The organism is Streptomyces sp. NPDC088812 (assembly GCF_044750285.1).
GTDB lineage: Bacteria > Actinomycetota > Actinomycetes > Streptomycetales > Streptomycetaceae > Streptomyces.
In genome coordinates this window covers 38,571-59,336 of sequence record NZ_JBIVJP010000015.1, presented here as the reverse complement: position 1 = coordinate 59,336, position 20,766 = coordinate 38,571, and the positions used below count along the sequence as shown (strand labels likewise).

Below are 20,766 nucleotides of genomic sequence, written 5' to 3'. Positions count from 1 at the left end.
ATGGCGAGGGGTGATGCCGTGTGCCCCCTCACGGTGCGCCCCCCGGTCCGGAACCCCCCAGTCCGGAACCCCCGCTCCGGAACCCCCGCTCCGGAACCCCCCAGTCCGGAACCCCCGCTCCGGAACCCGTGAACGTCGAGCCCATGGCGGTGCGTCTGCCGCCTCTCCTGCCACGCCTTCGTGTTGACTAGGTCTATTCATGAAGCCAGGATGTGAATAACGACAGCAACATTCGTCGGGACCGTCCCCGCCACGAGGAGGCAGACCATGTCAGGACCCCGCCCCGTACGAGCGCCGCGCGGCACGGAACTGAGCGCCCTGGGGTGGCAGCAGGAGGCCGCCCTGCGGATGCTCCAGAACAACCTCGACCCCGAGGTCGCCGAACACCCCGACAAGCTCGTCGTCTACGGCGGGACCGGCAAGGCGGCGCGCGACTGGCGCTCCTTCGACGCGATGGTCCGCACCCTGCGCACCCTGAAGCAGGACGAGACCATGCTCGTCCAGTCCGGCCGCCCCGTCGGCGTCCTGCAGACCCACGAGTGGGCCCCCCGCGTCCTGATCGCCAACTCCAACCTCGTCGGCGACTGGGCCACCTGGGAGGAGTTCCGCCGGCTGGAACAGCTGGGACTGACCATGTACGGCCAGATGACGGCCGGTTCCTGGATCTACATCGGCACCCAGGGCATCCTGCAGGGCACCTACGAGACGTTCGCCGCCGTCGCCGCCAAGAAGTTCGGCGGCACCCTCGCCGGCACGATCACCCTCACCGCCGGCCTCGGCGGCATGGGCGGCGCCCAGCCGCTCGCCGTGACCATGAACGACGGCGTGGCGATCTGCGTCGACTGCGACCCGCGCGCCATCGAACGCCGCATCGAACACCGGTACCTCGACGTGCGGGCCGACTCGCCCGAGCACGCGCTGCGCCTGGCCGTCGAGGCCCGTGACGCGCGCCGCCCGCTCTCCATCGGCGTCCTCGGCAACGCCGCCGACCTCGTCCCGCGGTTCCTCGCCGCGGGGGCGCCCATCGACATCGTCACCGACCAGACCTCGGCCCACGACCCGCTGGCCTACCTGCCCACCGGCGTCGACTTCGACGACATGGCCGGGTACGCGGCCAAGGACCCGGCGGGCTTCACCGCCCGCGCCCGTGAGTCCATGGCCCGGCACGTCGAGGCGATGGTCGGCTTCCTCGACGCCGGCGCCGAGGTCTTCGACTACGGCAACTCCCTCCGCGGCGAGGCCCGACTGGCCGGGTACGACCGGGCCTTCGCCTTCCCCGGCTTCGTCCCCGCCTACATCCGCCCCCTCTTCTGCGAGGGCAAGGGCCCCTTTCGCTGGGCGGCGCTGTCCGGCGACCCGGCCGACATCGCGAAGACCGACCGGGCGATCCTCGACCTCTTCCCGGAGAACGAGTCCCTGGCCCGCTGGATCGGACTGGCGGGGGAGAGGGTCCACTTCCAGGGCCTGCCCGCCCGTATCTGCTGGCTCGGCTACGGCGAGCGCGACAAGGCCGGCGAGCGGTTCAACGACATGGTGGCGAGCGGGGAGCTGGCCGCCCCGCTGGCCATCGGACGCGACCACCTCGACTGCGGCTCCGTCGCCTCCCCCTACCGCGAGACCGAGGCCATGCTCGACGGTTCCGACGCCATCGCCGACTGGCCGCTGCTCAACGCCATGGTCAACGTGGCCTCGGGCGCGTCGTGGGTCTCCCTGCACCACGGCGGCGGCGTCGGCATGGGCCGCTCGCTGCACGCCGGACAGGTCACGGTGGCCGACGGCACCAAGCTGGGCGGCGAGAAGATCCGGCGGGTGCTGACCAACGACCCCGGCATGGGCGTCATCCGGCACGTCGACGCCGGCTACGACATCGCGGAGTCGGTCGCCGACGAGCGGGGCGTACGCGTTCCCATGCGCGAGGGCGGCGAAGGCGGAGAGGGCCGCGGGGGCCGTGCGGGCGGAGAGGGCGGTCCGGACGGTGAGGGCCGCGGGGGCCGTGCGGGCGGAGAGGGCGGTCCGGACGGTGAGGGCCGCGGGGGCCGTGAGGGGCACCAGCGCCGTGAGGGTGGTGACGCGTGAGCCGGCCCGAGAGCGGGCACGGCGGCGACCGCGCGCTGGGTGCCGGGCCGTCGCCGTCGGCTGCCGGTCCGGCCGAGCCCACCCGCCCCGCCGCCCGGCTCCGCCCCGCCGCCCGGCTCCGCCCCGCCGCCCGGCCCCGCCCGGCCGGCGGCACCCCCGCCGCCCCGCGGAACGATCCCCCGCGGCCCGGGGCGGCCGGCGGGTCGTTCCACCGGATGTGGCGTGAGCTGCTGCCCATCGGCCGGCACCCCGAGTCCCGCGGCTACCGGCGCTTCGCCTGGAGCGGTGCCGACGCCGAGTGCCGGGCCTGGTTCACCCGGCAGGCCGAGGCCCGCGGGCTGACCCATGAGGTCGACCGCAACGGCAACCAGTGGGCCTGGCTCGGGGACCCCGCCGCCGGCGACGCCGTCGTCACCGGGTCCCACCTCGACTCCGTGCCCGACGGAGGCGCCTTCGACGGGCCCCTCGGAGTGGTGTCCTCCTTCGCCGCCCTCGACGAACTGCGCGCGCGCGGGGCGACGTTCACCCGGCCCCTCGCCGTCGTCAACTTCGGCGACGAGGAAGGCGCCCGCTTCGGCCTCGCCTGCGTGGGCTCCCGGCTCACCGCCGGCCGGCTCACCGTCGCACAGGCCCACCGGCTGACCGACGCCGACGGCGTCACCCTCCCGCGGGCCATGGAGGCCGCCGGGTACGACCCCGACGCCATCGGACCCGACCCGGAGCGGCTGGCCCGGATCGGCGCCTTCGTCGAACTGCACGTCGAACAGGGGCGGGCCCTCGACCTCGGCGGCGACCAGGTGGGTGTCGCCAGCGCCATCTGGCCGCACGGGCGCTGGCGGTTCGACTTCCGGGGCGAGGCCAACCACGCCGGCACCACCCGGCTCGCGGACCGGCGGGACCCCATGCTGCCGTACGCGCAGACCGTGCTCGCCGCCCGGCGCGAGGCGCGCCTCGCCGACGCCGTCGCCACCTTCGGCAAGATCTCCGTCGAGCCGAACGGCGTCAACGCCGTCCCCTCCCTGGTGCGCGGCTGGCTCGACTCCCGCGCCGCCGACCAGGAGAGCCTCGACACCGTCGTCGGCGGCATCGAGAAGGCCGCCCGCGAGTACGCCGACGCCCACGGCGTCGACCTCGACGTCGTCCGCGAGTCCTTCACCCCCGTCGTCGAGTTCGACCACGCCCTGCGCGACGAACTCGCCCGCATCCTGGGCCACGACACCGGCCTGAAGGTCCCGGTGCTGGGCACCGGCGCCGGACACGACGCCGGGATCCTCTCCGGGAGCGTCCCGACCGCCATGCTGTTCGTGCGCAACCCCACGGGCGTCTCGCACTCCCCGGCCGAGTTCGCGGCCGAGGACGACTGCCTGGCCGGGGTGCGCGCGCTCGCCGACGTACTGGAAGGACTGGCCTGCACATGACTTCCCCGCAGTCGACACGGACGTACTGGCTGGAGCACGCCTGGCTCGGCACCCGCGTCGAGCCCGGAGTCGTGGTGGAGGCGGCGGCCGGCCGGATCACCGCCGTCCGCACCGGCACGCCCGCCCCGCCGCCCGGCGCGGAGGTGCTGCGCGGCCTCACCCTCCCCGGCCTGGCCAACGCCCACAGCCACGCCTTCCACCGCGCCCTGCGCTCCACCGTCCAGGTCGGCTCCGGCACCTTCTGGACCTGGCGCGAGGTCATGTACGCGGTCGCCGACCGGCTGACCCCGGAGACCTACCACGCGCTCGCCCGCGCGGTGTACGCCGAGATGGCGCTGGCCGGCATCACGGCGGTCGGCGAGTTCCACTACGTGCACCACGCCCCCGGCGGCATTCCCTACGCCGACCCGAACGCGATGGGCGAGGCCCTGGTCGAGGCCGCCGCCGAAGCCGGCATCCGCATCACCCTCCTCGACACCGCCTATCTGTCCTCCGGCTTCGGACAGTCGCCCGACACCCACCAGATCCGCTTCTCCGACGGCAGTGCGGACGCCTGGGCCGAACGCTGTTCACTTCTCAAGGAACGGGATCACGCGCGGATCGGAGCGGCCGTCCACTCCGTACGGGCCGTGCCCGCCGGGCAGTTGGCCACCGTGGCGCGATGGGCCGAGGAGCGCGGCGCGCCGCTGCACGTGCACCTGTCCGAGCAGACCGCCGAGAACGACGCCTGCCGCGAGGCCCACGGGTGCACACCGACCCAGCTCCTCGCCGAGCACGGTGTCCTCGGACCGCGCACCACCGGCGTCCACAACACCCACCTCACCGCCGCGGACATCGCCCTCATCGGCGGCACCGGCACCGGCACCTGTATGTGCCCGACCACCGAGCGGGACCTGGCCGACGGCATCGGACCGGCCGTCGCCCTGCAGAGGGAAGGCTCCCCGCTCTCCCTCGGCTCCGACAGCCACGCCGTCATCGACCTGTTCGAGGAGGCGCGCGCCATGGAGCTCAACGAGCGCCTGCGCAGCCGCACACGAGGCCACTGGACCGCGGCCGCCCTCCTGCGGGCGGCCTCGGCCGACGGTCACGCGGCCCTCGGCTGGCACGACACGGGCACCATCGAGCCCGGCGCGCGCGCCGACCTCACGACGATCGCGCTCGACTCGGTCAGGACGGCAGGGCCGCTTCCGCGGCTCGGGGCCGAGACGGCCGTATTCGCCGCGTCGGCAGCGGACGTGTCGCACACGGTCGTGGCGGGTCGGCACGTGGTCCGGGACGGGGTCCACTCCCTCGTGCCGGATGTGCCGAAAGCCCTCGCGGACGCCGTCGCAGCCCTGCGCGGATGACCGCGGGCCCCCCACCCGCACGGCCCGCCCCCGAACCCGACCCCACCGCCGACCAGGCCAGCAAGGACGCCATGAGCAACGCGACGACCGTCAGCCCCGCCCACTCCGCGAGCACCGCGAGCACGCTCATCACCAACATCGCCGCCCTGGTCACCAACGACCCCTCCCTCGGTGACGGATCCCCCCTCGGACTGATCCAGGACGCGGCCGTCGTCATCGAAGGCGACCGCATCGCGTGGACCGGTGACCGAAGCAAAGCACCCACCACTGACAATCGGGTCGACGCAGGCGGCCGGGCGGTCCTCCCCGGCTTCGTCGACTCCCACTCCCACCTCCTCTTCGCGGGCGACCGGACGCAGGAGTTCAACGCCCGGATGTCGGGGCGGCCGTACGGCGCGGGCGGCATCCGCACGACCGTCGCGGCCACCCGGGCGGCGAGCGACGAGGAACTCGAGGCCAACCTCACCCGTTACCTCCGCGAGGCGCTGCACCAGGGCACCACCACCTTCGAGACCAAGTCCGGCTACGGCCTGACGGTCGCCGACGAGGCCCGCGCCCTGCGCATCGCCGCCCGCCACACCGACGAGGTCACCTACCTCGGCGCCCACATCGTCCCGCCGGACCACGCCGGCGACCCCGCCGCCTACGTCGCCCTCGTCACCGGCGAGATGCTCGACGCCTGCGCCCCGTACGCCCGCTGGATCGACGTCTTCTGCGAGGAGGGCGCCTTCGACGGCGACCAGGCCCGCGCCGTCCTCACCGCCGGCAAGGCCAGGGGCCTGCACCCCCGCGTCCACGCCAACCAGCTCTCCTACGGCCCCGGCGTACAACTCGCGGTCGAACTGGACGCCGCCAGCGCCGACCACTGCACCCACCTCACCGACGCCGACGTCGACGCCCTCGCCGGCGGGAACACCGTCGCCACCCTCCTCCCCGGCGCGGAGTTCTCCACCCGCGCCGAGTGGCCCGACGCCCGCCGCCTCCTCGACGCGGGCGTCACCGTGGCCCTGTCCACCGACTGCAACCCGGGCTCGTCCTTCACGTCCTCCGTGCCGTTCTGCATCGCGCTCGCGGTGCGGGACATGCACATGACTCCCGACGAGGCCGTGTGGTCCGCCACGGCCGGCGGAGCGGCCGCCCTGCGCCGCACCGACATCGGCCGCCTCGCCCCGGGCGCCTACGCCGACCTGACCCTCCTGGACGCCCCGAGCCACGTCCACCTGGCCTACCGGCCGGGCGTGCCGCTGGTGTCGCAGGTGTGGCGGCGCGGCGTACGCGTGGTCTGAGCGCCCGCCTCCGGCACCGCACGCCCCCGGTCCGCCACCGCCCGCCCCCACCCGGTCCCCACCAGCACCAGCACCGCGCCCAGGAACCCGAGCGGACCGGGCCGGTCCCCCGCCAGCGCGATGCCCGCGGCCGCCGCCCACACCGGCTCCGTGCCCAGCAGCAGGCTGACCCGCGACGGGGAGGTGCGGCGGACCGCCCACATCTGCACGAAGAACGCGAACAGCGTGCAGCACACCGCCAGGTAGACCAGCCCCACCCAGTCCCCGGCGTCGAACGCTGCCGCGGCCGCCCACGGCGGGGCGCCCGTCCCCGGCACCGCCACCAGCACCGCGAACACGGCCACCGCACCGCCCAACTGAAGGGTCGTCAGCGACAGCGCGTCCGCACCCCGTACCGACTCCATCCGCGCCATGGCCAGCACATGCACCGTCCGCGCGACCGCGGCCCCCAGCATCAGCAGATCGCCCCCCGACGGGGCGGTGAACCCGGCTCCCTGCGTAAGCAGCGCCACGCCGAGCACCGACACCCCGGCCGCCGCCAGGAACGAGCCCGGCAGCCGCACCCCGCGCACCCGGCTCTCCGCGAGCGGCGTGAACACCATCGTCAGGCTGATGATCAGACCGGCGTTCGTCGCCGAGGTGTGCACCACGCCGTACGTCTCCAGCAGGAAGATCCCGGCGAGGATCAGCCCGAGCAGCCCCGCCCCGCGCACCTGCGCCCCGCTCAGCGCCCGCAGCCGCCGCCACCCGACGACGGCCAGCACCGGCAGCGCGACGGTGAACCGCAGCACCAGCACCGCGAGGACCGTGTCCGCCGTGGTGATCCCCTTGGCGGCGAGATAACTGGAGCCCCACACCACGGCGACCAGCAGCACGGGCAGGTCGGCGAGCCGGCCGGGACGGGAGGGGGTGGCGGGCATCGTGCTCCTCGCGGCGGTCGGCGGCGCGCCCACCGCGGGCCGGAGGGCCGGCTCAGCGTAAACGGCGACGGCGGTCCAGGTCAGCGCCCTGTCCAGGAAGAGGACCCGCGCGCTCAGGACGAGGACCTCGCGCGCTCAGGAGCCCCGCGCGCTCAGGAGGAGGACCCCGCGCGCTCAGGAGCCCGCGTGCTCAGGAGGAGGACCCCGCGCGCTCAGGAGCCCCGCGTGCTCAGGACGAGGACCCCACACGCTCAGGGTGAGGTCCCGCACATCGACCCGGCCCTCGTGCCGGGGGCACGCCCGCGCCCGGGCGGGCAGCCCCTGCTGCTCACCCGGGCGCGGACCGCACTGGACTCCGGTCTCCCGACTCGGGCGGGTCTCACTCCTCCAGCGTCAGGCCCTTGCGCAGCCGCACCAGCGTCCGCGACAGCAGTCGTGAGACGTGCATCTGGGAGATGCCGAGTTCGTCACCGATCTCCGACTGGGTCAGACCGGCGACGAAACGCAGGGAGAGGATCTTCCGGTCCCGGTGCGGGAGCCCGGCGATCAGCGGCTTCAGGGACTCGACGTACTCGATGCCCTCCAGCCCGTGGTCCTCGTAGCCGATGCGGTCGGCGAGGGTGCCCTCGGCGTCGTCGTCCTCGGGCTGGGCGTCCAGCGAGGAGGCGGTGTACGCGTTCGAGGCGGCCATGCCCTCGACGACCTCGTCGTTGGAGATGCCGAGACGTTCCGCCAGCTCGGCCACGGTGGGGGCGCGGTCGAGCTTCTGGGCCAGTTCATCCCCGGCCTTGGCCAGGTCGAGGCGGAGTTCCTGGAGTCGGCGCGGGACGCGCACGGACCACGAGGTGTCACGGAAGAAACGTTTGATCTCGCCGATGATGGTTGGCATCGCGAAGGTGGGGAACTCCACACCCCGGCTCAGCTCGAAACGGTCGATCGCCTTGATCAGGCCGATCGTCCCGACCTGGATGATGTCCTCCATCGGCTCGCTGCGGGAGCGGAAGCGGGAGGCCGCGAACTTGACCAGCGCGAGGTTCAGCTCGACGAGGGTGTTGCGGACGTACGAGTACTCGTACGTTCCCTCCTCCAGCGACTCCAGCCGCTCGAAGAGGGTCTTGGACAGGGCCCGCGCGTCGACGGGTCCGACCTCGTCGTACGGCGGGATCTCCGGGAGCCCGGCGAGCGCGTCGGCGGGGTCCGCGGTGGCGTCGCTGTCCTGTGCGACGGGATCCAGAAGTGCGATGGGATCCAGATGGTCCGGTGGGGGTGTCGACGTCGCCCTGTGGGTATGCGGTGCGTCGAGCCGGGATGACATGATGTCCTCCATCGTTCTCGGCATATGGCTGCCGAAGCCAGTGCGTGCACTACGGTGTGCGGCGCCTCCGAAGCCGGCGTGTCGGGTACGTGTTCCTCCTAGCCCTACCTGCTTTGCTCGATCGATCGCAAGTGCGTTTTGTTGAGTTATGTCCGTTTGTGGGTGATTGTTCGGCTGTTGGAGCGCGGATCGAAGGCGTAGTGTTCGAGGGCGTCAGCAAGCAGTCACGACCTCGGGAGAGACACGGCATGGACCGCGGGACGGTCGGCAGCGCACAGTCTGGCCGGCTTCTGGTGGAGGTGCGGGAAGAGGGCTCCAGCGCCGTCGTGACACCGGCGGGTGAGCTCGACCACCACACGGCCGACCTGTTGCGTGAGCCGCTCGAGGGCTGCCTCGAGAAGGGGCTGAGCCGACTGGTCGTGGACTGTTCCCGGCTGGAGTTCTGCGACTCCACCGGGCTCAACGTGCTGCTCGGCGCCCGCCTGAAGGCGGAGGCGGCCGGCGGCGCGGTGCACCTGGCGGGCATGCAGCCCGTGGTGGCCCGGGTCTTCGAGATCACCGGCGCGGACGCCGTCTTCACCGTGCACGACACGGTCGAGGCCGCCCTCGCCGACGGCGCCGGCTGACCCGGCGAGTGGCCCCCGGCTTCCCCGACGCCCCGCGTGGATGGCATGTTACGCGCGTCACACCCGCGTCGAAGGGCGTACGGGGGCGCGCGGGGCGGGCGCGCAAGGGGTGCGGGAGGGGCGGCCGTACGGACGGCCGGGCGGACGGGACGGCTCACCCGCGGGCGAACGAGGGGTGTTCCGCCGGTTCCGTCGGGCAGGAGACATCCTGAACATGTCGATGACACAGCGCGTGGTGCGGCCCGTACGCCACGTACGGCACGAGGAGCGCGAGGAGCTCCGCAAGCTCGAGGAGGGGCGGGATGAGCGGACCGACCGTGCGACGGCCGTCGACCGTGTGTACTGGATCCGGTGCCCGTGGGAGCTCGTGCGCTCCGGGAACCTCGAATCGTGTCCATCGTGTCCATCGTGTCCGTCGTGAACTGGTGAATCGGTGAGGTGAAGCGCTGATGAGCACCACCCGGCCCTGTTCGCCGGGCGACCGCGGCCCGGAGCCCAGCGGCGCTTCCGGGGCGTCGGAGGGTCGTCAGGTCCGCAGGCTGAGCTTGGACGGCGAGAGCGGTGTGGTCCCGCTCGCCCGCGACTTCGCCCGCCAGGCGCTGTACGCGTGGGGCTGGCTGCCCGCCGCGACCGCCGACCGGCGGGCCGCGGCCGAGGACGTGCTGCTCGTCGTCTCCGAACTGGTCACCAACGCCTGCCTGCACGCCGAGGGCCCCGATCAGCTCTTCCTGGGCTGCGACAACAAGGTCATCCGGGTGGAGGTCTCCGACCGCGGCACCGGCCAGCCGACCCCCCGCACCCCGCACCGCGCCGGACGCCCCGGCGGCCACGGCATGTTCATCGTCCAGCGGCTCTCCCTGGACTGGGGGGTCGTCCGGACGCCGGGTGTCTCGGGCAAGACGGTCTGGGCCGAACTCGGCGCTCCGGCGTAGCGGCACCGACCGAGCCACGCGGCCGGAGCCGTACGACCGGGTCGCCCTGCCCGAGCCGTACGACCGAGCCGCGGGCCGGTCCCAGCCCTGCCCCGGTGACGCCGTCCGAGCCGCCCTGCCCGAGCCGCGCTGCCCGAGCCGTACGACCGAGCCGCGGGCCGGTCCCAGCCCTGCCCCGGTGACGCCGTCCGAGCCGCCCTGCCCGAGTGATGCCGGCCGCGCCGCCCTGTCCGCCGTCCGAGCCGCCCGGTCCGAGTCGCGCGCACCGCTGAGCCGCACCCTCCGGCGTGCCCCCTCCTCCTTCCCCGCGCTCCCGACGCGTACTGGCGCACCGTCAGTGTCGGGGCGGCGGGCGGCACACGACGCAGACGACGGAAAAAGCCCGGAGGGCCGCCGCACCCTGTCGGTGCGACGGCCCTCCGTGAGGCCGTGGCCGGACGTCAGTGGACGTCGCCCATGAGCTCCTTGACCCTGTTGCGGTACATCCAGACCGCGACACCGGCGACCACGGCGAGCGTGGCCTGGAGGGCGACGATGCCCGTCTTGTTGAGGTCGACGCCGGCGATGGAGAGCAGACCGGTCGTGGCGTCACCGGCGGTGACGGCCAGGAACCACACACCCATCATCTGCGAGGCGTACTTGGCGGGCGCCATCTTCGTGGTGACCGACAGGCCGACCGGAGAGAGCGTCAGCTCGCCGACGGTCTGCACGAAGTAGATCGCCACCAGCCACAGCGCCGCCGCCTTGTGGCCGCCCTCCGCGATGGACAGCGGGGCCATGAAGAGGAAGAAGGACGCGCCGATCAGCACCAGGCCCGAGGCGAACTTCACGATCGTGCTCGGCTCCTTGCCGCGCCGGTTGAGCGCCAGCCAGATCCAGGCGAAGACCGGGGCCAGCGCCATGATCAGGACCGGGTTGACCGACTGGTACCAGGAGACCGGGAAGTCCCAGCCCAGCACGCTGTTCTCAGCCGAGGAGTCGGCGAAGATCGACAGGGTCGAGCCGCCCTGGTCGTAGATCATCCAGAAGACGGCCGCGGCGACGAAGAACCAGATGTACGCGGACATCTTCGACTGCTCGGCGCGGTCGAGATCCTTGTCCCGCTTGATGTTGACCAGCACCATCACCGGGATGATCACGCCGAGCAGGGTCAGCGGGACCAGGACCCAGTTCAGGGTGTAGTGGCCGGAGAACCCGACGATCGCGTAGAAGACGACGGCGACGGCGGCCCAGATCGCGGACTTGCGCAGCGTCGCGGCCTTCTCGTCGGCGGACAGCGGCTTCGGGACGACGCTGGAGCGCGCGTCCAGGTGGCGGCTGCCGATCAGGAACTGGACCAGGCCCAGGGCCATGCCGAGCGCGGCGAGCGCGAAGCCCAGGTGCCAGTTGACGTTCTCACCGATGGTGCCGATGATCAGCGGCGCGGCGAAGGCACCCAGGTTGATGCCCATGTAGAAGACGGTGAAGCCACCGTCGCGGCGCGGGTCGTCCGGGCCGTCGTACAAGTGGCCGACCATCGTGGAGATGTTGGCCTTCAGCAGACCCGAGCCGATGGCGACCAGACCGAGGCCCGCGTAGAACGTGCCCGACGAGGGCAGCGCCAGCGTGAGGTGGCCGAGCATGATGACCGCGCCGGCGACGGCGACGGTTTTGCGCGGTCCCCAGACCCGGTCGCCGAACCAGCCGCCCGGCATGGCGAGCAGGTACACCAGCGAGACGTACACCGAGTAGATCGCGGTCGCGGCGGCCGCGTTCAGGTGCAGCCCGCCCGGGGCGACGAGGTACAGCGGGAGCAGAGCCCTCATGCCGTAGTAGGAGAAACGCTCCCACATCTCGGTCATGAAGAGAGTGGCCAGTCCGCGGGGGTGGCCGAAGAAGGTCTTCCCGGAGCCGGGGGTGCCCGGACGGACCGAGTCCTTCGTCAGGCTGGACGCCATGGTCGTTCCTTGCTGGTCGGGACGCATGAGTGGAGCGTTACGCGCCCGGTGGGGGCGGCCGGCACCGGCGTTCGGCCCGCCCACCCCGCACGCCCACGGGGAGTCCGCTCCGGGTCTCGGAACGGCGGACGGCGACCACCGGGATCCACGCCCCCGCGCAGGGGGCCCGGCCACAGGTCGTTCCTTTCCAAGGCTGGTGAGAACCAGCCCGCACACAAAAGAGACCCCCGGCGTCAAGTCGTCGAGCGCCAAGGGTCCCCGCGGTGCTACAGGCGTCCTTTCACCATACGGCAGGACAGTGCCGGATATGGAAGGACTTGAGACACGGATCACAGGTGATCCAGGAACCAGAGGTCACTTTTCAAGGTCCATACCAGGATGACATCTCCGGACCTCAGGTCCGGACCATGATCCGTCGTGTCGTGCGGGGTGAATGTCCGTCATGTCCCTGGGTAAGAGGCCGGGTCGGCCGTCACACCTCTGGCCCCGTCCCGTGCGGACTACCATCGGCTCATGACCCGTGTACTGCTCGCCGAGGACGACGCGTCCATCTCGGAGCCGCTGGCCCGCGCACTGCGCCGGGAAGGGTACGAGGTCGAGGTGCGGGAGGACGGACCGTCCGCGCTCGACGCCGGCCTCCAGGGCGGTGTCGACCTCGTCGTGCTGGACCTCGGCCTGCCCGGTATGGACGGTCTGGAGGTGGCCCGCCGGCTGCGCGCCGACGGCCACGCCGTGCCGATCCTGATCCTCACCGCGCGCGCCGACGAGGTGGACACCGTCGTCGGCCTGGACGCGGGCGCCGACGACTACGTCACCAAGCCCTTCCGGCTGGCCGAACTGCTCGCGCGCGTCCGGGCCCTGCTGCGGCGCGGCTCCGCCGAGCCCCAGCAGCCGCCGGCCACCCACGGCGTGCGCATCGACGTCGAGTCGCACCGCGCCTGGATGGGCGAGGAGGAGCTCCAGCTCACCGCCAAGGAGTTCGACCTGCTGCGGGTCCTCGTCCGGGACGCCGGCCGGGTCGTCACCCGGGACCAGTTGATGCGCGAGGTCTGGGACACCACGTGGTGGTCGTCGACCAAGACGCTGGACATGCACATCTCCTGGCTGCGCAAGAAACTCGGCGACGACGCGGCCAACCCCCGCTACATCGCCACCGTGCGCGGAGTCGGGTTCCGCTTCGAGAAGAGCTGAACGGCCGTGCCCGGCGGGACCCGCGCCGACGCGCGACACGGCCGCCGGCGCCCGCACCCGCGATGCGGCACGGGTGCCGACACCCGTGCCGCATCGCGGGTGCGGGCACGTGACCGGCCGGTCGCACGGTTCCCCGCACCCCTGGGCGGGGTCGCCCACACCGTCCCGTAGCGTCACCGTCCGGAGATCCCAGTGCGTCGCCGTCTGATCCAGTCCACCCTCGCCGTGGTCCTCGTCGTGATCGCCGTCTTCGGCGTGTCGCTGGTCATCGTCGAGACGCGCACGATCAGCAACAGCGCGCAGGAGCGGGTCGAGCTGGAGGCGGCCCGGCTCGCCAGCATCGTGGACAGCCGGCTGCTGGGCGCCGGGACCGTCGACGCGGAGGTGCTCCGCGACCAGGTCACCCAGGACCGCTACGCCGTGATCCGCATCCCCGGGCAGCGGGCCATCGAGGTCGGCACCCGGCCCGAGGGCGACGTCATCCGCGGCAGGGCGCGGGGCGAGGAGGGCGAGACGGTCGTCATAGAGGAGCCGCGCTCCTCCGTGACGCGCGAGGTCGGCCGCACCCTGCTGATCATCGGGCTGGTGGCGCTGCTCGCGGTGATCGCCGCGGTGCTCCTCGCCATCCGCCAGGCCAACCGGCTGGCCTCCCCCCTCACCGACCTCGCCGAGACCGCCGAACGCCTCGGTTCCGGCGACCCGCGCCCCCGCCACAAGCGCTACGGCGTCCCCGAGCTGGACCGGGTCGCGGACGTCCTCGACGCCTCCGCCGAACGCATCGCCCGTATGCTCACCGCCGAGCGACGCCTCGCCGCGGACGCCTCCCACCAGCTGCGGACGCCCCTGACCGCGCTGTCCATGCGGCTGGAGGAGATCACCGTCACCGACGACCCGGACACGGTGAAGGAGGAGGCGACCATCGCGCTCACCCAGGTGGAACGCCTCACGGACGTGGTCGAGCGCCTGCTGACGAACTCGCGCGACCCCCGCACCGGCTCCGCCGTCACCTTCGACCTCGACGAGGTCATCCAGCAGCAGCTCGCCGAGTGGCGCCCCGCCTACCGCAGCGCGGGCCGGGCGATCGTCAGCTCCGGCAAGCGCCACCTCCAGGCGGTGGGCACCCCGGGCGCGGTCGCCCAGGTGCTGGCGGCGCTGATCGAGAACTCCCTCATGCACGGCGGCGGCACCGTCGCCCTGCGCACCCGCGTCACCGGCAACCAGGCCGTCATCGAGGTCACCGACGAGGGCCCCGGCGTCCCCGCCGACCTCGGCGCCCGTATCTTCGAGCGGGCCATCAGCGGCCGCAACTCCACCGGCATCGGCCTCGCCGTCGCCCGCGACCTCGCCGAGGCCGACGGCGGCCGCCTGGAGATGCTCCAGGCCCAGCCCCCGGTCTTCGGCCTGTTCCTGTCCCGGACGGCTCCGGAGAAGAAGACGTCCGCCGCGGACGAGCCGACGGTGCGCTGAGGCGCCGGTGAGGTGCGGTGCCGGTGAGGTGCGGTGCCGGTCACGCGGTGTGGTGCCGGTCACGTGGTGAGGTGCCGGTCAGGTGGTGAGGCGCTGGTCACGTGGTGAGGCGCTGGTCACGTGGTGAGGCGCTGGTCACGTGGTGAGGCGCTGGTCACGTGGTGAGGTGCCGGTCACGTGGTGCGGTGCCGCCCGCTCAGCTCACCTGCTGCGTCGGCTGCGGCTGCCGCGCCTCCGCCGCCAGCACCGACTCCGCCCCCGCCACGGCCTCCCGCACCGGAATCGCCCGGAACACCCACGTCCGGTACGACCAGAACCGGAACAGCGTGGCGACGCCGATGCCGAGAAACTTGAACACGTTGCTCTGGAGCCGGCCGTCCCACCCGAAGCCGTACGTGGCCAGGAACAGCAGCCCGTTCTCGATGACCAGTCCTGCCGCGCTGAACAGCAGGAACAGGGTCAGCTCACGCGTCCGCCCGCTCTTGTCGCGCTCGCGGTACGCGAAGTAGCGGAACCCGACGTAGTTGAAGACGATGGCGACGACGGTCGCGATGACGCTGGCCCGCACCACCGGCAGATCGGTGACGTGCCGCACGAAGTTGAACACGGCGAGGTTGACCAGGAGGCCCGCTCCGCCGACGGCGCCGAACCGGACGAGCTCGCGGGCTATTCTCCGCAGCCGCCCATCCCCCGTGGAACCATCCGAGGAACCTTGTGCCATGGCCGTACAGGCCCCCGTCCGGGTGTCGGTTTCGTCAACCCAGCCATGCTAACCACCCCCCTTGCAGGTTTCCTGTGGTGCGCCTCACGAGATCCGTGAGCGGACCGCCGGAGTGCCGCCGGAGTGCCGTGAGAGTGCCGGGGGAGCGGCGGCGGTGGACCTCCGGAGAGGCGCGGAATCCGGCCGTCTGGCGTGGCCGATACCCTAGGGGCGTGACATTCCCGGTAGTCGGCATGGTCGGCGGGGGTCAGCTCGCTCGGATGACACACGAGGCGGGCATCCCGTTGGGCATCAGGTTCAAGCTTCTCAGTGACACTCCCCAGGATTCCGCGGCCCAGGTGGTGAGCGATGTCGTCATAGGCGACTACCGCGACCTGGACACCCTGCGTGATTTCGCGCGGGGGTGCGATGTGATCACCTTCGATCACGAACACGTACCCACCGAGCACCTACGGGCCCTGGAGGCGGAGGGCATCCCCGTCCGCCCGGGCCCCGACGCGCTCGTGCACGCCCAGGACAAGGGCGTGATGCGCGCGAAGCTCACCGAGATCGGTGTGCCGTGCCCGCGCCACCGCCTCGTGAGCGACCCGCAGGACGTGGCGGCTTTCGCCGCGGAGGGCGAGGGATTCCCCGTCGTCCTCAAGACCGTCCGCGGCGGCTACGACGGCAAGGGCGTGTGGGTCGTCGACTCCGCCGAGGAGGCCGCCGACCCCTTCCGGGCCGGCGTGCCGGTCATCGCCGAGGAGAAGGTCGACTACCTGCGCGAACTCGCCGCCAACGTCGTCCGCTCCCCGCACGGCCAGGCCGTCGCCTACCCGGTGGTGGAGTCCCAGCAGGTCAACGGCGTCTGCGACACGGTCGTCGCCCCGGCGCCCGGCCTCGACGAGTCCCTCGCGCTCCAGGCCGAGGAGATGGCCCTGACCATCGCCAAGGAACTCGGCGTCGTCGGCCACCTCGCCGTGGAGCTGTTCCAGACCCGCGACGGCCGCATCCTCGTCAACGAGCTCGCGATGCGCCCGCACAACTCGGGCCACTGGTCCATGGACGGCGCGGTCACCAGCCAGTTCGCCAACCACGTCCGCGCGGTCCTCGACCTGCCGCTGGGCGACCCGCGCCCGCGCGCCCCGTGGACGGTCATGGTCAACGTCCTGGGCGGCGACTACCCGGACATGTACTCCGCGTACCTGCACTGCATGGCCCGCGACCCGCAGCTCAAGATCCACATGTACGGCAAGGACGTGAAGCCCGGCCGCAAGGTCGGCCACGTCAACACCTACGGCGACGACCTGGACGACGTGCTGGAGCGCGCCCGTCACGCTGCCGGCTACCTGAGAGGCACGATCACCGAATGAGCCCTGTCGTAGGCATCGTCATGGGATCGGACAGCGACTGGCCCGTCATGGAGGCCGCCGCCAAGGCCCTCGACGAGTTCGAGATCGGCTACGAGGTCGACGTCGTCTCCGCGCACCGCATGCCGCGCGAGATGGTGGCGTACGGCGAGCAGGCGGCCGACCGGGGGCTGAAGGTGATCATCGCGGGCGCCGGCGGCGCCGCCCACCTCCCCGGCATGCTCGCCTCCGTCACCCCGCTGCCGGTCATCGGCGTGCCCGTGCCGCTGAAGTACCTCGACGGCATGGACTCCCTGCTGTCGATCGTGCAGATGCCGGCCGGTGTGCCGGTCGCCACGGTCTCCGTCGCCGGCGCCCGCAACGCCGGCCTGCTCGCCGCCCGCATCCTGGCCGCCCACGACGAGGACCTCCTGGCCCGCATGCGCGACTTCCAGCAGGACCTCAACGACCAGGCCACCGAGAAGGGCAAGCGGCTGCGCGCCAAGGTCGAGGGCGCCGGCAACGGCTTCGGCTTCGGGAAGTGACGGCCGTGGCCAGGCTGGAGGAGGCCCGCGAGCTGCTGCGCGAGTTCCCGGTCGTCGACGGGCACAACGACCTGCCCTGGGCGCTGCGCGAGCAGGTCCGCTACGACCTCGACGCCCGGGACGTCGCCGTCGACCAGCGCGCCCACCTGCACACCGACATCCCCCGCCTGCGGGAGGGCGGGGTCGGCGCGCAGTACTGGTCGGTGTACGTGCGCGCGGACCAGCCCGACGCGGTCCCGGCGACACTGGAGCAGATCGACTGCGTACGGCGGCTCATCGACCGCCACCCCGGTGACCTGCGCGCCGCGCTCACCGCCGCCGACGTCGAGGCGGCCCGTGCGGAGGGCCGTATCGCCTCCCTCATGGGCGCCGAGGGCGGCCACTCCATCGCCAACTCCCTGGGCACCCTGCGCGGCCTGTACGCGCTCGGTGTGCGCTACCTGACGCTCACCCACAACGACAACGTCGACTGGGCGGACTCCGCGACCGACGAGCCGAGGGCCGGCGGGCTGACGGCGTTCGGCCGCGAGGTCGTGCGGGAGATGAACCGGCTCGGCATGCTCGTCGACCTCTCCCACGTGGCGGCGACGACGATGCGGGACGCGCTGGACGCGACCTCCGCGCCGGTGATCTTCTCCCACTCCTCCTCCCGGGCCGTCTGCGACCACCCGCGCAACATCCCCGACGACGTCCTGGAGCGGCTGCCCGCCAACGGCGGCGTCGCGATGGTGACGTTCGTGCCGAAGTTCGTGCTCCAGGCGGCCGTGGACTGGACGGCCGAGGCCGAGGCGAACATGCGCGCCCACGGCTTCCACCCGCTCGACACCACCGCGGAGGCGATGGCGGTCCACCGCGCCTTCCAGGAGCGCCGGCCGCGCCCGACCGCCACGGTCGCCACGGTCGCCGACCACCTGGACCACATGCGCGAGGCGGCCGGCGTCGACCACCTCGGCATCGGCGGCGACTACGACGGCACGGCCTTCACCCCCGAGGGTCTGAACGACGTCTCCGGCTACCCGAACCTCATCGCCGAACTCCTCGACCGCGGCTGGTCCAGGACCGACCTCGCCAAGCTGACCTGGCAGAACGCGGTGCGGGTCCTGGGCGCGGCGGAGGACGTGGCCCGTGGCCTCCAGTCGACGCGCGGCCCGTCGAACGCGACGATCGAGTCGCTGGACGGCTGACCCGGCCCGCGCGGGGCGGACCGGCCCGCACCGGCCCGCACGGGGCCGCTACCGACACGGGGCGGACCGGTCGGCGCGTCCGGCCGCCGCCCCGCTCACGGACGCCGGTGACGGGACCCGTACCCCCGACCCCGGGCACGCCGCCCGTACCACCGGCGGCCTCCGGTCACCGGCGTCCGGTCACCGGCCTGAGCTCACCTGCGCCCGCTCACGGACGCTCGATCCGGCACAGGCAGAACGGGTGCCCCGCCGGATCGGCGTACACCTGGAAGTCCTTCTTCTCCCGGTCCTCCAGGTCCAGGGGCCGTGCGCCCAGCGCCACCACCCGCTCGTGCACCGCGTCGAACTCCTCCCAGGTGGCACCGGCGTCGAGGTCGAGGTGGAACTGCTGGGCGTTGCGGTCGCCCCGCGGCCACTCGGGCGGGGTGAGGTCCGCCACCTGCTGGAAGGAGAGCCGGGGGCCTCCGGGTACCTCGAGGACGACCCAGTCGTCCCCCTCCTCGGCATCCGGCGTGCCGCCCAGCAGGGCCGCGTAGAAGCCGGCGAGCGCCTGCGGGTCGGGGCAGTCGAGCACGACGGAACGGACACGGACGACGGGTGCCATGGGCAGCCTCCTCGATGGCCGGCGGACGGACGAGGACACGGGTGCCCAGCCGTGCGCGCTCGGTAACCCACAGCCGTGAGCCACAACCGTGAGTCCACAGCCGTGAGCCACAACCGTGAGTTCACAAACGTGACTCCACAGCCATGAGCCACGACCGTGACCTACAGCCGTGCCCCAGAGGGAGTTCACACCGCGCGGACCACCCGGGTGCGGCAGAATGCACGCGTACGCCGGTTCGGCCGACTGAGCCTCGGCCGAACCGGCGTCGTCCGTCCGCCACCGCACGCCGAGCGGCCGGTCCCGTCGGGCGGCCGGTCCCGTCGGGCGGCCGGTCCCGTCGGGCGGCCGGTCCGTCGGGCGGCCGGTCCGTCGGGCGGTCGGTCCGTCAGGCGGTCGGGCGGCCCATCGCCCGGTACGTCCAGCCGGCCTTCCGCCACAGCTGCGGGTCGAGCGCGTTGCGCCCGTCCAGGAGCACCCGGGCGGCCGCGACCTCCCCGAGCACCGCCGGGTCGAGCTCACGGAACTCCCGCCACTCGGTCAGGTGCAGGACGACGTCGGCGCCCCGCACCGCCTCCAGGGCCGTGTCGGCGTAGCCGAGGGTGGGGAAGACCCGGCGGGCGTTCGCCATGCCCTTCGGGTCGTAGACGGTCACCTGGCCGCCCTGGAGGTGGATCTGGCCGGCGACGTTCAGCGCCGGCGAGTCGCGGACGTCGTCCGAGTCCGGCTTGAACGTCGCGCCCAGCACGGCGACCCGGCGGCCCAGGAAGGGACCGCCGCCCAGGGCCTGCCGGGCCAGCTCCACCATCTGCCCGCGCTGGCGCATGTTGATCGAGTCGATCTCGCGCAGGAAGGTCAGCGCCTGGTCGGCTCCCAGCTCGCCGGCACGCGCCATGAACGCCCGGATGTCCTTGGGCAGGCAGCCGCCGCCGAAGCCGATCCCCGCCCGCAGGAACTTCTTGCCGATCCGGTCGTCGTGCCCGATGGCCTCCGCCAGCTTGGCGACGTCGCCGTCGGCGGCCTCGCACACCTCCGCCATGGCGTTGATGAAGGAGATCTTGGTGGCGAGGAAGGAGTTCGCGGCGGTCTTCACCAGCTCGGCGGTCGGGAAGTCGGTGACGACGAACGGCGAGCCCTCGCCGATCGGCGTGGCGTACACCTCCCGCAGCACCTTCTCGGCCCGCTCGCTGCGCACACCGACGACGATCCGGTCCGGGTGCAGCGTGTCCGACACGGCGTAGCCCTCGCGCAGGAACTCCGGGTTCCACGCCAGCTCGGCGTCCGCACCCGCCGGGGCCAGCCCGGCGATGGTGCGGGCGAGCCGGTCGGCGGAGCCCACGGGCACGGTCGACTTGCCGACGACGAGGGCCGGCCCGTGCAGATGCGGGGCGAGGGAGGCGATCGCGGACTCGACGTACGACATGTCGCAGGCGTACTCACCGTGCTTCTGCGGCGTGTTGACGCAGACGAAGTGGACGTCGCCGAAGGCGCCGACCTCCGCCCAGTCCTGGGTGAAGCGCAGGCGTCCGGTGGACCCCTCGAAGCCCGGGACGTGCCGGCGCAGCAGTTCCTCGAGCCCCGGCTCGTACATCGGGGTCTCGCCCCGCTCCAGCATCTCGATCTTCTCGCGCACGACGTCGAGCGCGAGGACCTCGAAGCCCAGCTCGGCCATGGCCGCGGCGTGCGTGGCGCCGAGATAACCGGTGCCGATCACGGTGATCTTGAGGGCCATGGGGGCAGCTCCTGGGCTGGACGGGGATCAGGATGGCGCGCCCGAGCATAGTCGGGGCGTGAGGGAGCCTCTCACCGGGCAGTTCTCCCGTGCTCTCCCCCCTGTCGTCAAGCTCACGTGACACTCCTGTGAGCAGCCCCC

At 72.7% G+C, this 20,766-nt stretch carries 16 protein-coding genes and 1 pseudogene; 11 read left to right on the top strand and 6 right to left on the bottom strand.

What is annotated here, in order from left to right:
• Positions 1-267 precede the first annotated feature (267 nt).
• From hutU to hutI, 4 genes and pseudogenes are all read left to right on the top strand, one after another.
• Positions 268-1,920 (top strand): annotated as a pseudogene (gene hutU / locus ACIP67_RS25285) (urocanate hydratase); the annotation flags it as partial.
• A 371-nt stretch (positions 1,921-2,291) separates the two neighbouring features.
• The gene (locus ACIP67_RS25280) at positions 2,292-3,494 is read left to right on the top strand and encodes an allantoate amidohydrolase (protein WP_401695146.1); all 1,203 of its coding nucleotides are present in this window, start codon (positions 2,292-2,294) and stop codon (positions 3,492-3,494) included.
• A complete protein-coding gene (locus ACIP67_RS25275) occupies positions 3,491-4,840 on the top strand; it encodes a formimidoylglutamate deiminase (RefSeq protein WP_401694863.1) in 1,350 nt (449 codons plus the stop codon). The genes ACIP67_RS25280 and ACIP67_RS25275 overlap by 4 nt, the downstream gene beginning before the upstream one ends.
• On the top strand, positions 4,837-6,126 hold the full coding sequence (hutI, locus tag ACIP67_RS25270; RefSeq protein WP_401694861.1) for an imidazolonepropionase: 1,290 nt from the start codon (positions 4,837-4,839) through the stop codon (positions 6,124-6,126). Before ACIP67_RS25275 ends, hutI begins: the two co-directional genes overlap by 4 nt.
• Here the strand turns inward: hutI and ACIP67_RS25265 are convergent.
• Positions 6,066-7,046 carry a DMT family transporter gene (locus ACIP67_RS25265; RefSeq protein WP_401694859.1) on the bottom strand — a complete coding sequence of 327 codons (981 nt, stop codon included), beginning with the start codon at positions 7,044-7,046 and terminating at the stop codon, positions 6,066-6,068. The genes hutI and ACIP67_RS25265 overlap by 61 nt on opposite strands.
• Before the next feature lie 379 nt (positions 7,047-7,425).
• On the bottom strand, positions 7,426-8,361 hold the full coding sequence (locus ACIP67_RS25260; protein WP_401694857.1) for an RNA polymerase sigma factor SigF: 936 nt from the start codon (positions 8,359-8,361) through the stop codon (positions 7,426-7,428).
• A gap of 248 nt (positions 8,362-8,609) precedes the next feature.
• Between ACIP67_RS25260 and ACIP67_RS25255 the strand changes: the two genes are divergently transcribed.
• Positions 8,610-8,987: an STAS domain-containing protein gene (locus ACIP67_RS25255; RefSeq protein WP_401694855.1), complete on the top strand. Its 378-nt coding sequence runs from the start codon at positions 8,610-8,612 to the stop codon at positions 8,985-8,987.
• 449 nt (positions 8,988-9,436) lie between these two features.
• Positions 9,437-9,919: an ATP-binding protein gene (locus ACIP67_RS25250; protein WP_401694853.1), complete on the top strand. Its 483-nt coding sequence runs from the start codon at positions 9,437-9,439 to the stop codon at positions 9,917-9,919.
• Between the two features lie 440 nt (positions 9,920-10,359).
• On the opposite strand, the gene ACIP67_RS25245 is transcribed toward ACIP67_RS25250, so the two are convergent.
• Entirely contained in the window at positions 10,360-11,856 is a 1,497-nt protein-coding gene (locus ACIP67_RS25245) for an oligopeptide:H+ symporter (protein WP_401694851.1), read from the bottom strand.
• A 513-nt stretch (positions 11,857-12,369) separates the two neighbouring features.
• Here ACIP67_RS25245 and ACIP67_RS25240 point away from each other — a divergent pair.
• A complete protein-coding gene (locus tag ACIP67_RS25240; RefSeq protein ID WP_135787585.1) occupies positions 12,370-13,047 on the top strand; it encodes a response regulator transcription factor in 678 nt (225 codons plus the stop codon).
• Between the two features lie 192 nt (positions 13,048-13,239).
• The gene (locus ACIP67_RS25235; RefSeq protein ID WP_401694848.1) at positions 13,240-14,514 is read left to right on the top strand and encodes an ATP-binding protein; all 1,275 of its coding nucleotides are present in this window, start codon (positions 13,240-13,242) and stop codon (positions 14,512-14,514) included.
• Positions 14,515-14,710: 196 nt separating this feature from the next.
• On the opposite strand, the gene ACIP67_RS25230 is transcribed toward ACIP67_RS25235, so the two are convergent.
• On the bottom strand, positions 14,711-15,235 hold the full coding sequence (locus ACIP67_RS25230) for a GtrA family protein (RefSeq protein ID WP_401694846.1): 525 nt from the start codon (positions 15,233-15,235) through the stop codon (positions 14,711-14,713).
• A 212-nt stretch (positions 15,236-15,447) separates the two neighbouring features.
• Between ACIP67_RS25230 and ACIP67_RS25225 the strand changes: the two genes are divergently transcribed.
• Genes ACIP67_RS25225 through ACIP67_RS25215 form a run of 3 tightly spaced genes read left to right on the top strand, consistent with a single transcriptional unit; the run spans position 15,448 to position 18,292 of the window.
• Complete coding sequence (locus tag ACIP67_RS25225; protein WP_401694844.1) at positions 15,448-16,587, top strand: 5-(carboxyamino)imidazole ribonucleotide synthase; 1,140 nt, start codon at positions 15,448-15,450, stop codon at positions 16,585-16,587.
• A complete protein-coding gene (gene purE, locus ACIP67_RS25220; protein WP_401694841.1) occupies positions 16,584-17,108 on the top strand; it encodes a 5-(carboxyamino)imidazole ribonucleotide mutase in 525 nt (174 codons plus the stop codon). Before ACIP67_RS25225 ends, purE begins: the two co-directional genes overlap by 4 nt.
• Positions 17,105-18,292, top strand: coding sequence for a dipeptidase (locus tag ACIP67_RS25215; RefSeq protein ID WP_401694839.1), 1,188 nt, complete (start codon positions 17,105-17,107; stop codon positions 18,290-18,292). The genes purE and ACIP67_RS25215 overlap by 4 nt, the downstream gene beginning before the upstream one ends.
• Positions 18,293-18,500: 208 nt before the next feature.
• On the opposite strand, the gene ACIP67_RS25210 is transcribed toward ACIP67_RS25215, so the two are convergent.
• Both ACIP67_RS25210 and ACIP67_RS25205 read right to left on the bottom strand, forming a co-directional pair.
• Positions 18,501-18,896 carry a VOC family protein gene (locus ACIP67_RS25210; RefSeq protein WP_401694837.1) on the bottom strand — a complete coding sequence of 132 codons (396 nt, stop codon included), beginning with the start codon at positions 18,894-18,896 and terminating at the stop codon, positions 18,501-18,503.
• Between the two features lie 385 nt (positions 18,897-19,281).
• Positions 19,282-20,625 carry a UDP-glucose dehydrogenase family protein gene (locus ACIP67_RS25205; protein ID WP_401694835.1) on the bottom strand — a complete coding sequence of 448 codons (1,344 nt, stop codon included), beginning with the start codon at positions 20,623-20,625 and terminating at the stop codon, positions 19,282-19,284.
• Between the last annotated feature and the right edge of the window lie 141 nt (positions 20,626-20,766).

Coding starts and splice junctions, on each gene's coding strand:
- ACIP67_RS25230 (WP_401694846.1), bottom strand. CDS start 15,235: ATGGCACAAGGTTCCTCGGATGGTTCCACGGGGGATGGGCGGCTGCGG.
- ACIP67_RS25265 (WP_401694859.1), bottom strand. CDS start 7,046: ATGCCCGCCACCCCCTCCCGTCCCGGCCGGCTCGCCGACCTGCCCGTG.
- ACIP67_RS25245 (WP_401694851.1), bottom strand. CDS start 11,856: ATGGCGTCCAGCCTGACGAAGGACTCGGTCCGTCCGGGCACCCCCGGC.
- ACIP67_RS25210 (WP_401694837.1), bottom strand. CDS start 18,896: ATGGCACCCGTCGTCCGTGTCCGTTCCGTCGTGCTCGACTGCCCCGAC.
- hutI (WP_401694861.1), top strand. CDS start 4,837: ATGACCGCGGGCCCCCCACCCGCACGGCCCGCCCCCGAACCCGACCCC.
- ACIP67_RS25240 (WP_135787585.1), top strand. CDS start 12,370: ATGACCCGTGTACTGCTCGCCGAGGACGACGCGTCCATCTCGGAGCCG.
- ACIP67_RS25205 (WP_401694835.1), bottom strand. CDS start 20,625: ATGGCCCTCAAGATCACCGTGATCGGCACCGGTTATCTCGGCGCCACG.
- ACIP67_RS25275 (WP_401694863.1), top strand. CDS start 3,491: ATGACTTCCCCGCAGTCGACACGGACGTACTGGCTGGAGCACGCCTGG.
- ACIP67_RS25255 (WP_401694855.1), top strand. CDS start 8,610: ATGGACCGCGGGACGGTCGGCAGCGCACAGTCTGGCCGGCTTCTGGTG.
- purE (WP_401694841.1), top strand. CDS start 16,584: ATGAGCCCTGTCGTAGGCATCGTCATGGGATCGGACAGCGACTGGCCC.
- ACIP67_RS25280 (WP_401695146.1), top strand. CDS start 2,292: ATGTGGCGTGAGCTGCTGCCCATCGGCCGGCACCCCGAGTCCCGCGGC.
- ACIP67_RS25250 (WP_401694853.1), top strand. CDS start 9,437: ATGAGCACCACCCGGCCCTGTTCGCCGGGCGACCGCGGCCCGGAGCCC.
- ACIP67_RS25260 (WP_401694857.1), bottom strand. CDS start 8,361: ATGTCATCCCGGCTCGACGCACCGCATACCCACAGGGCGACGTCGACA.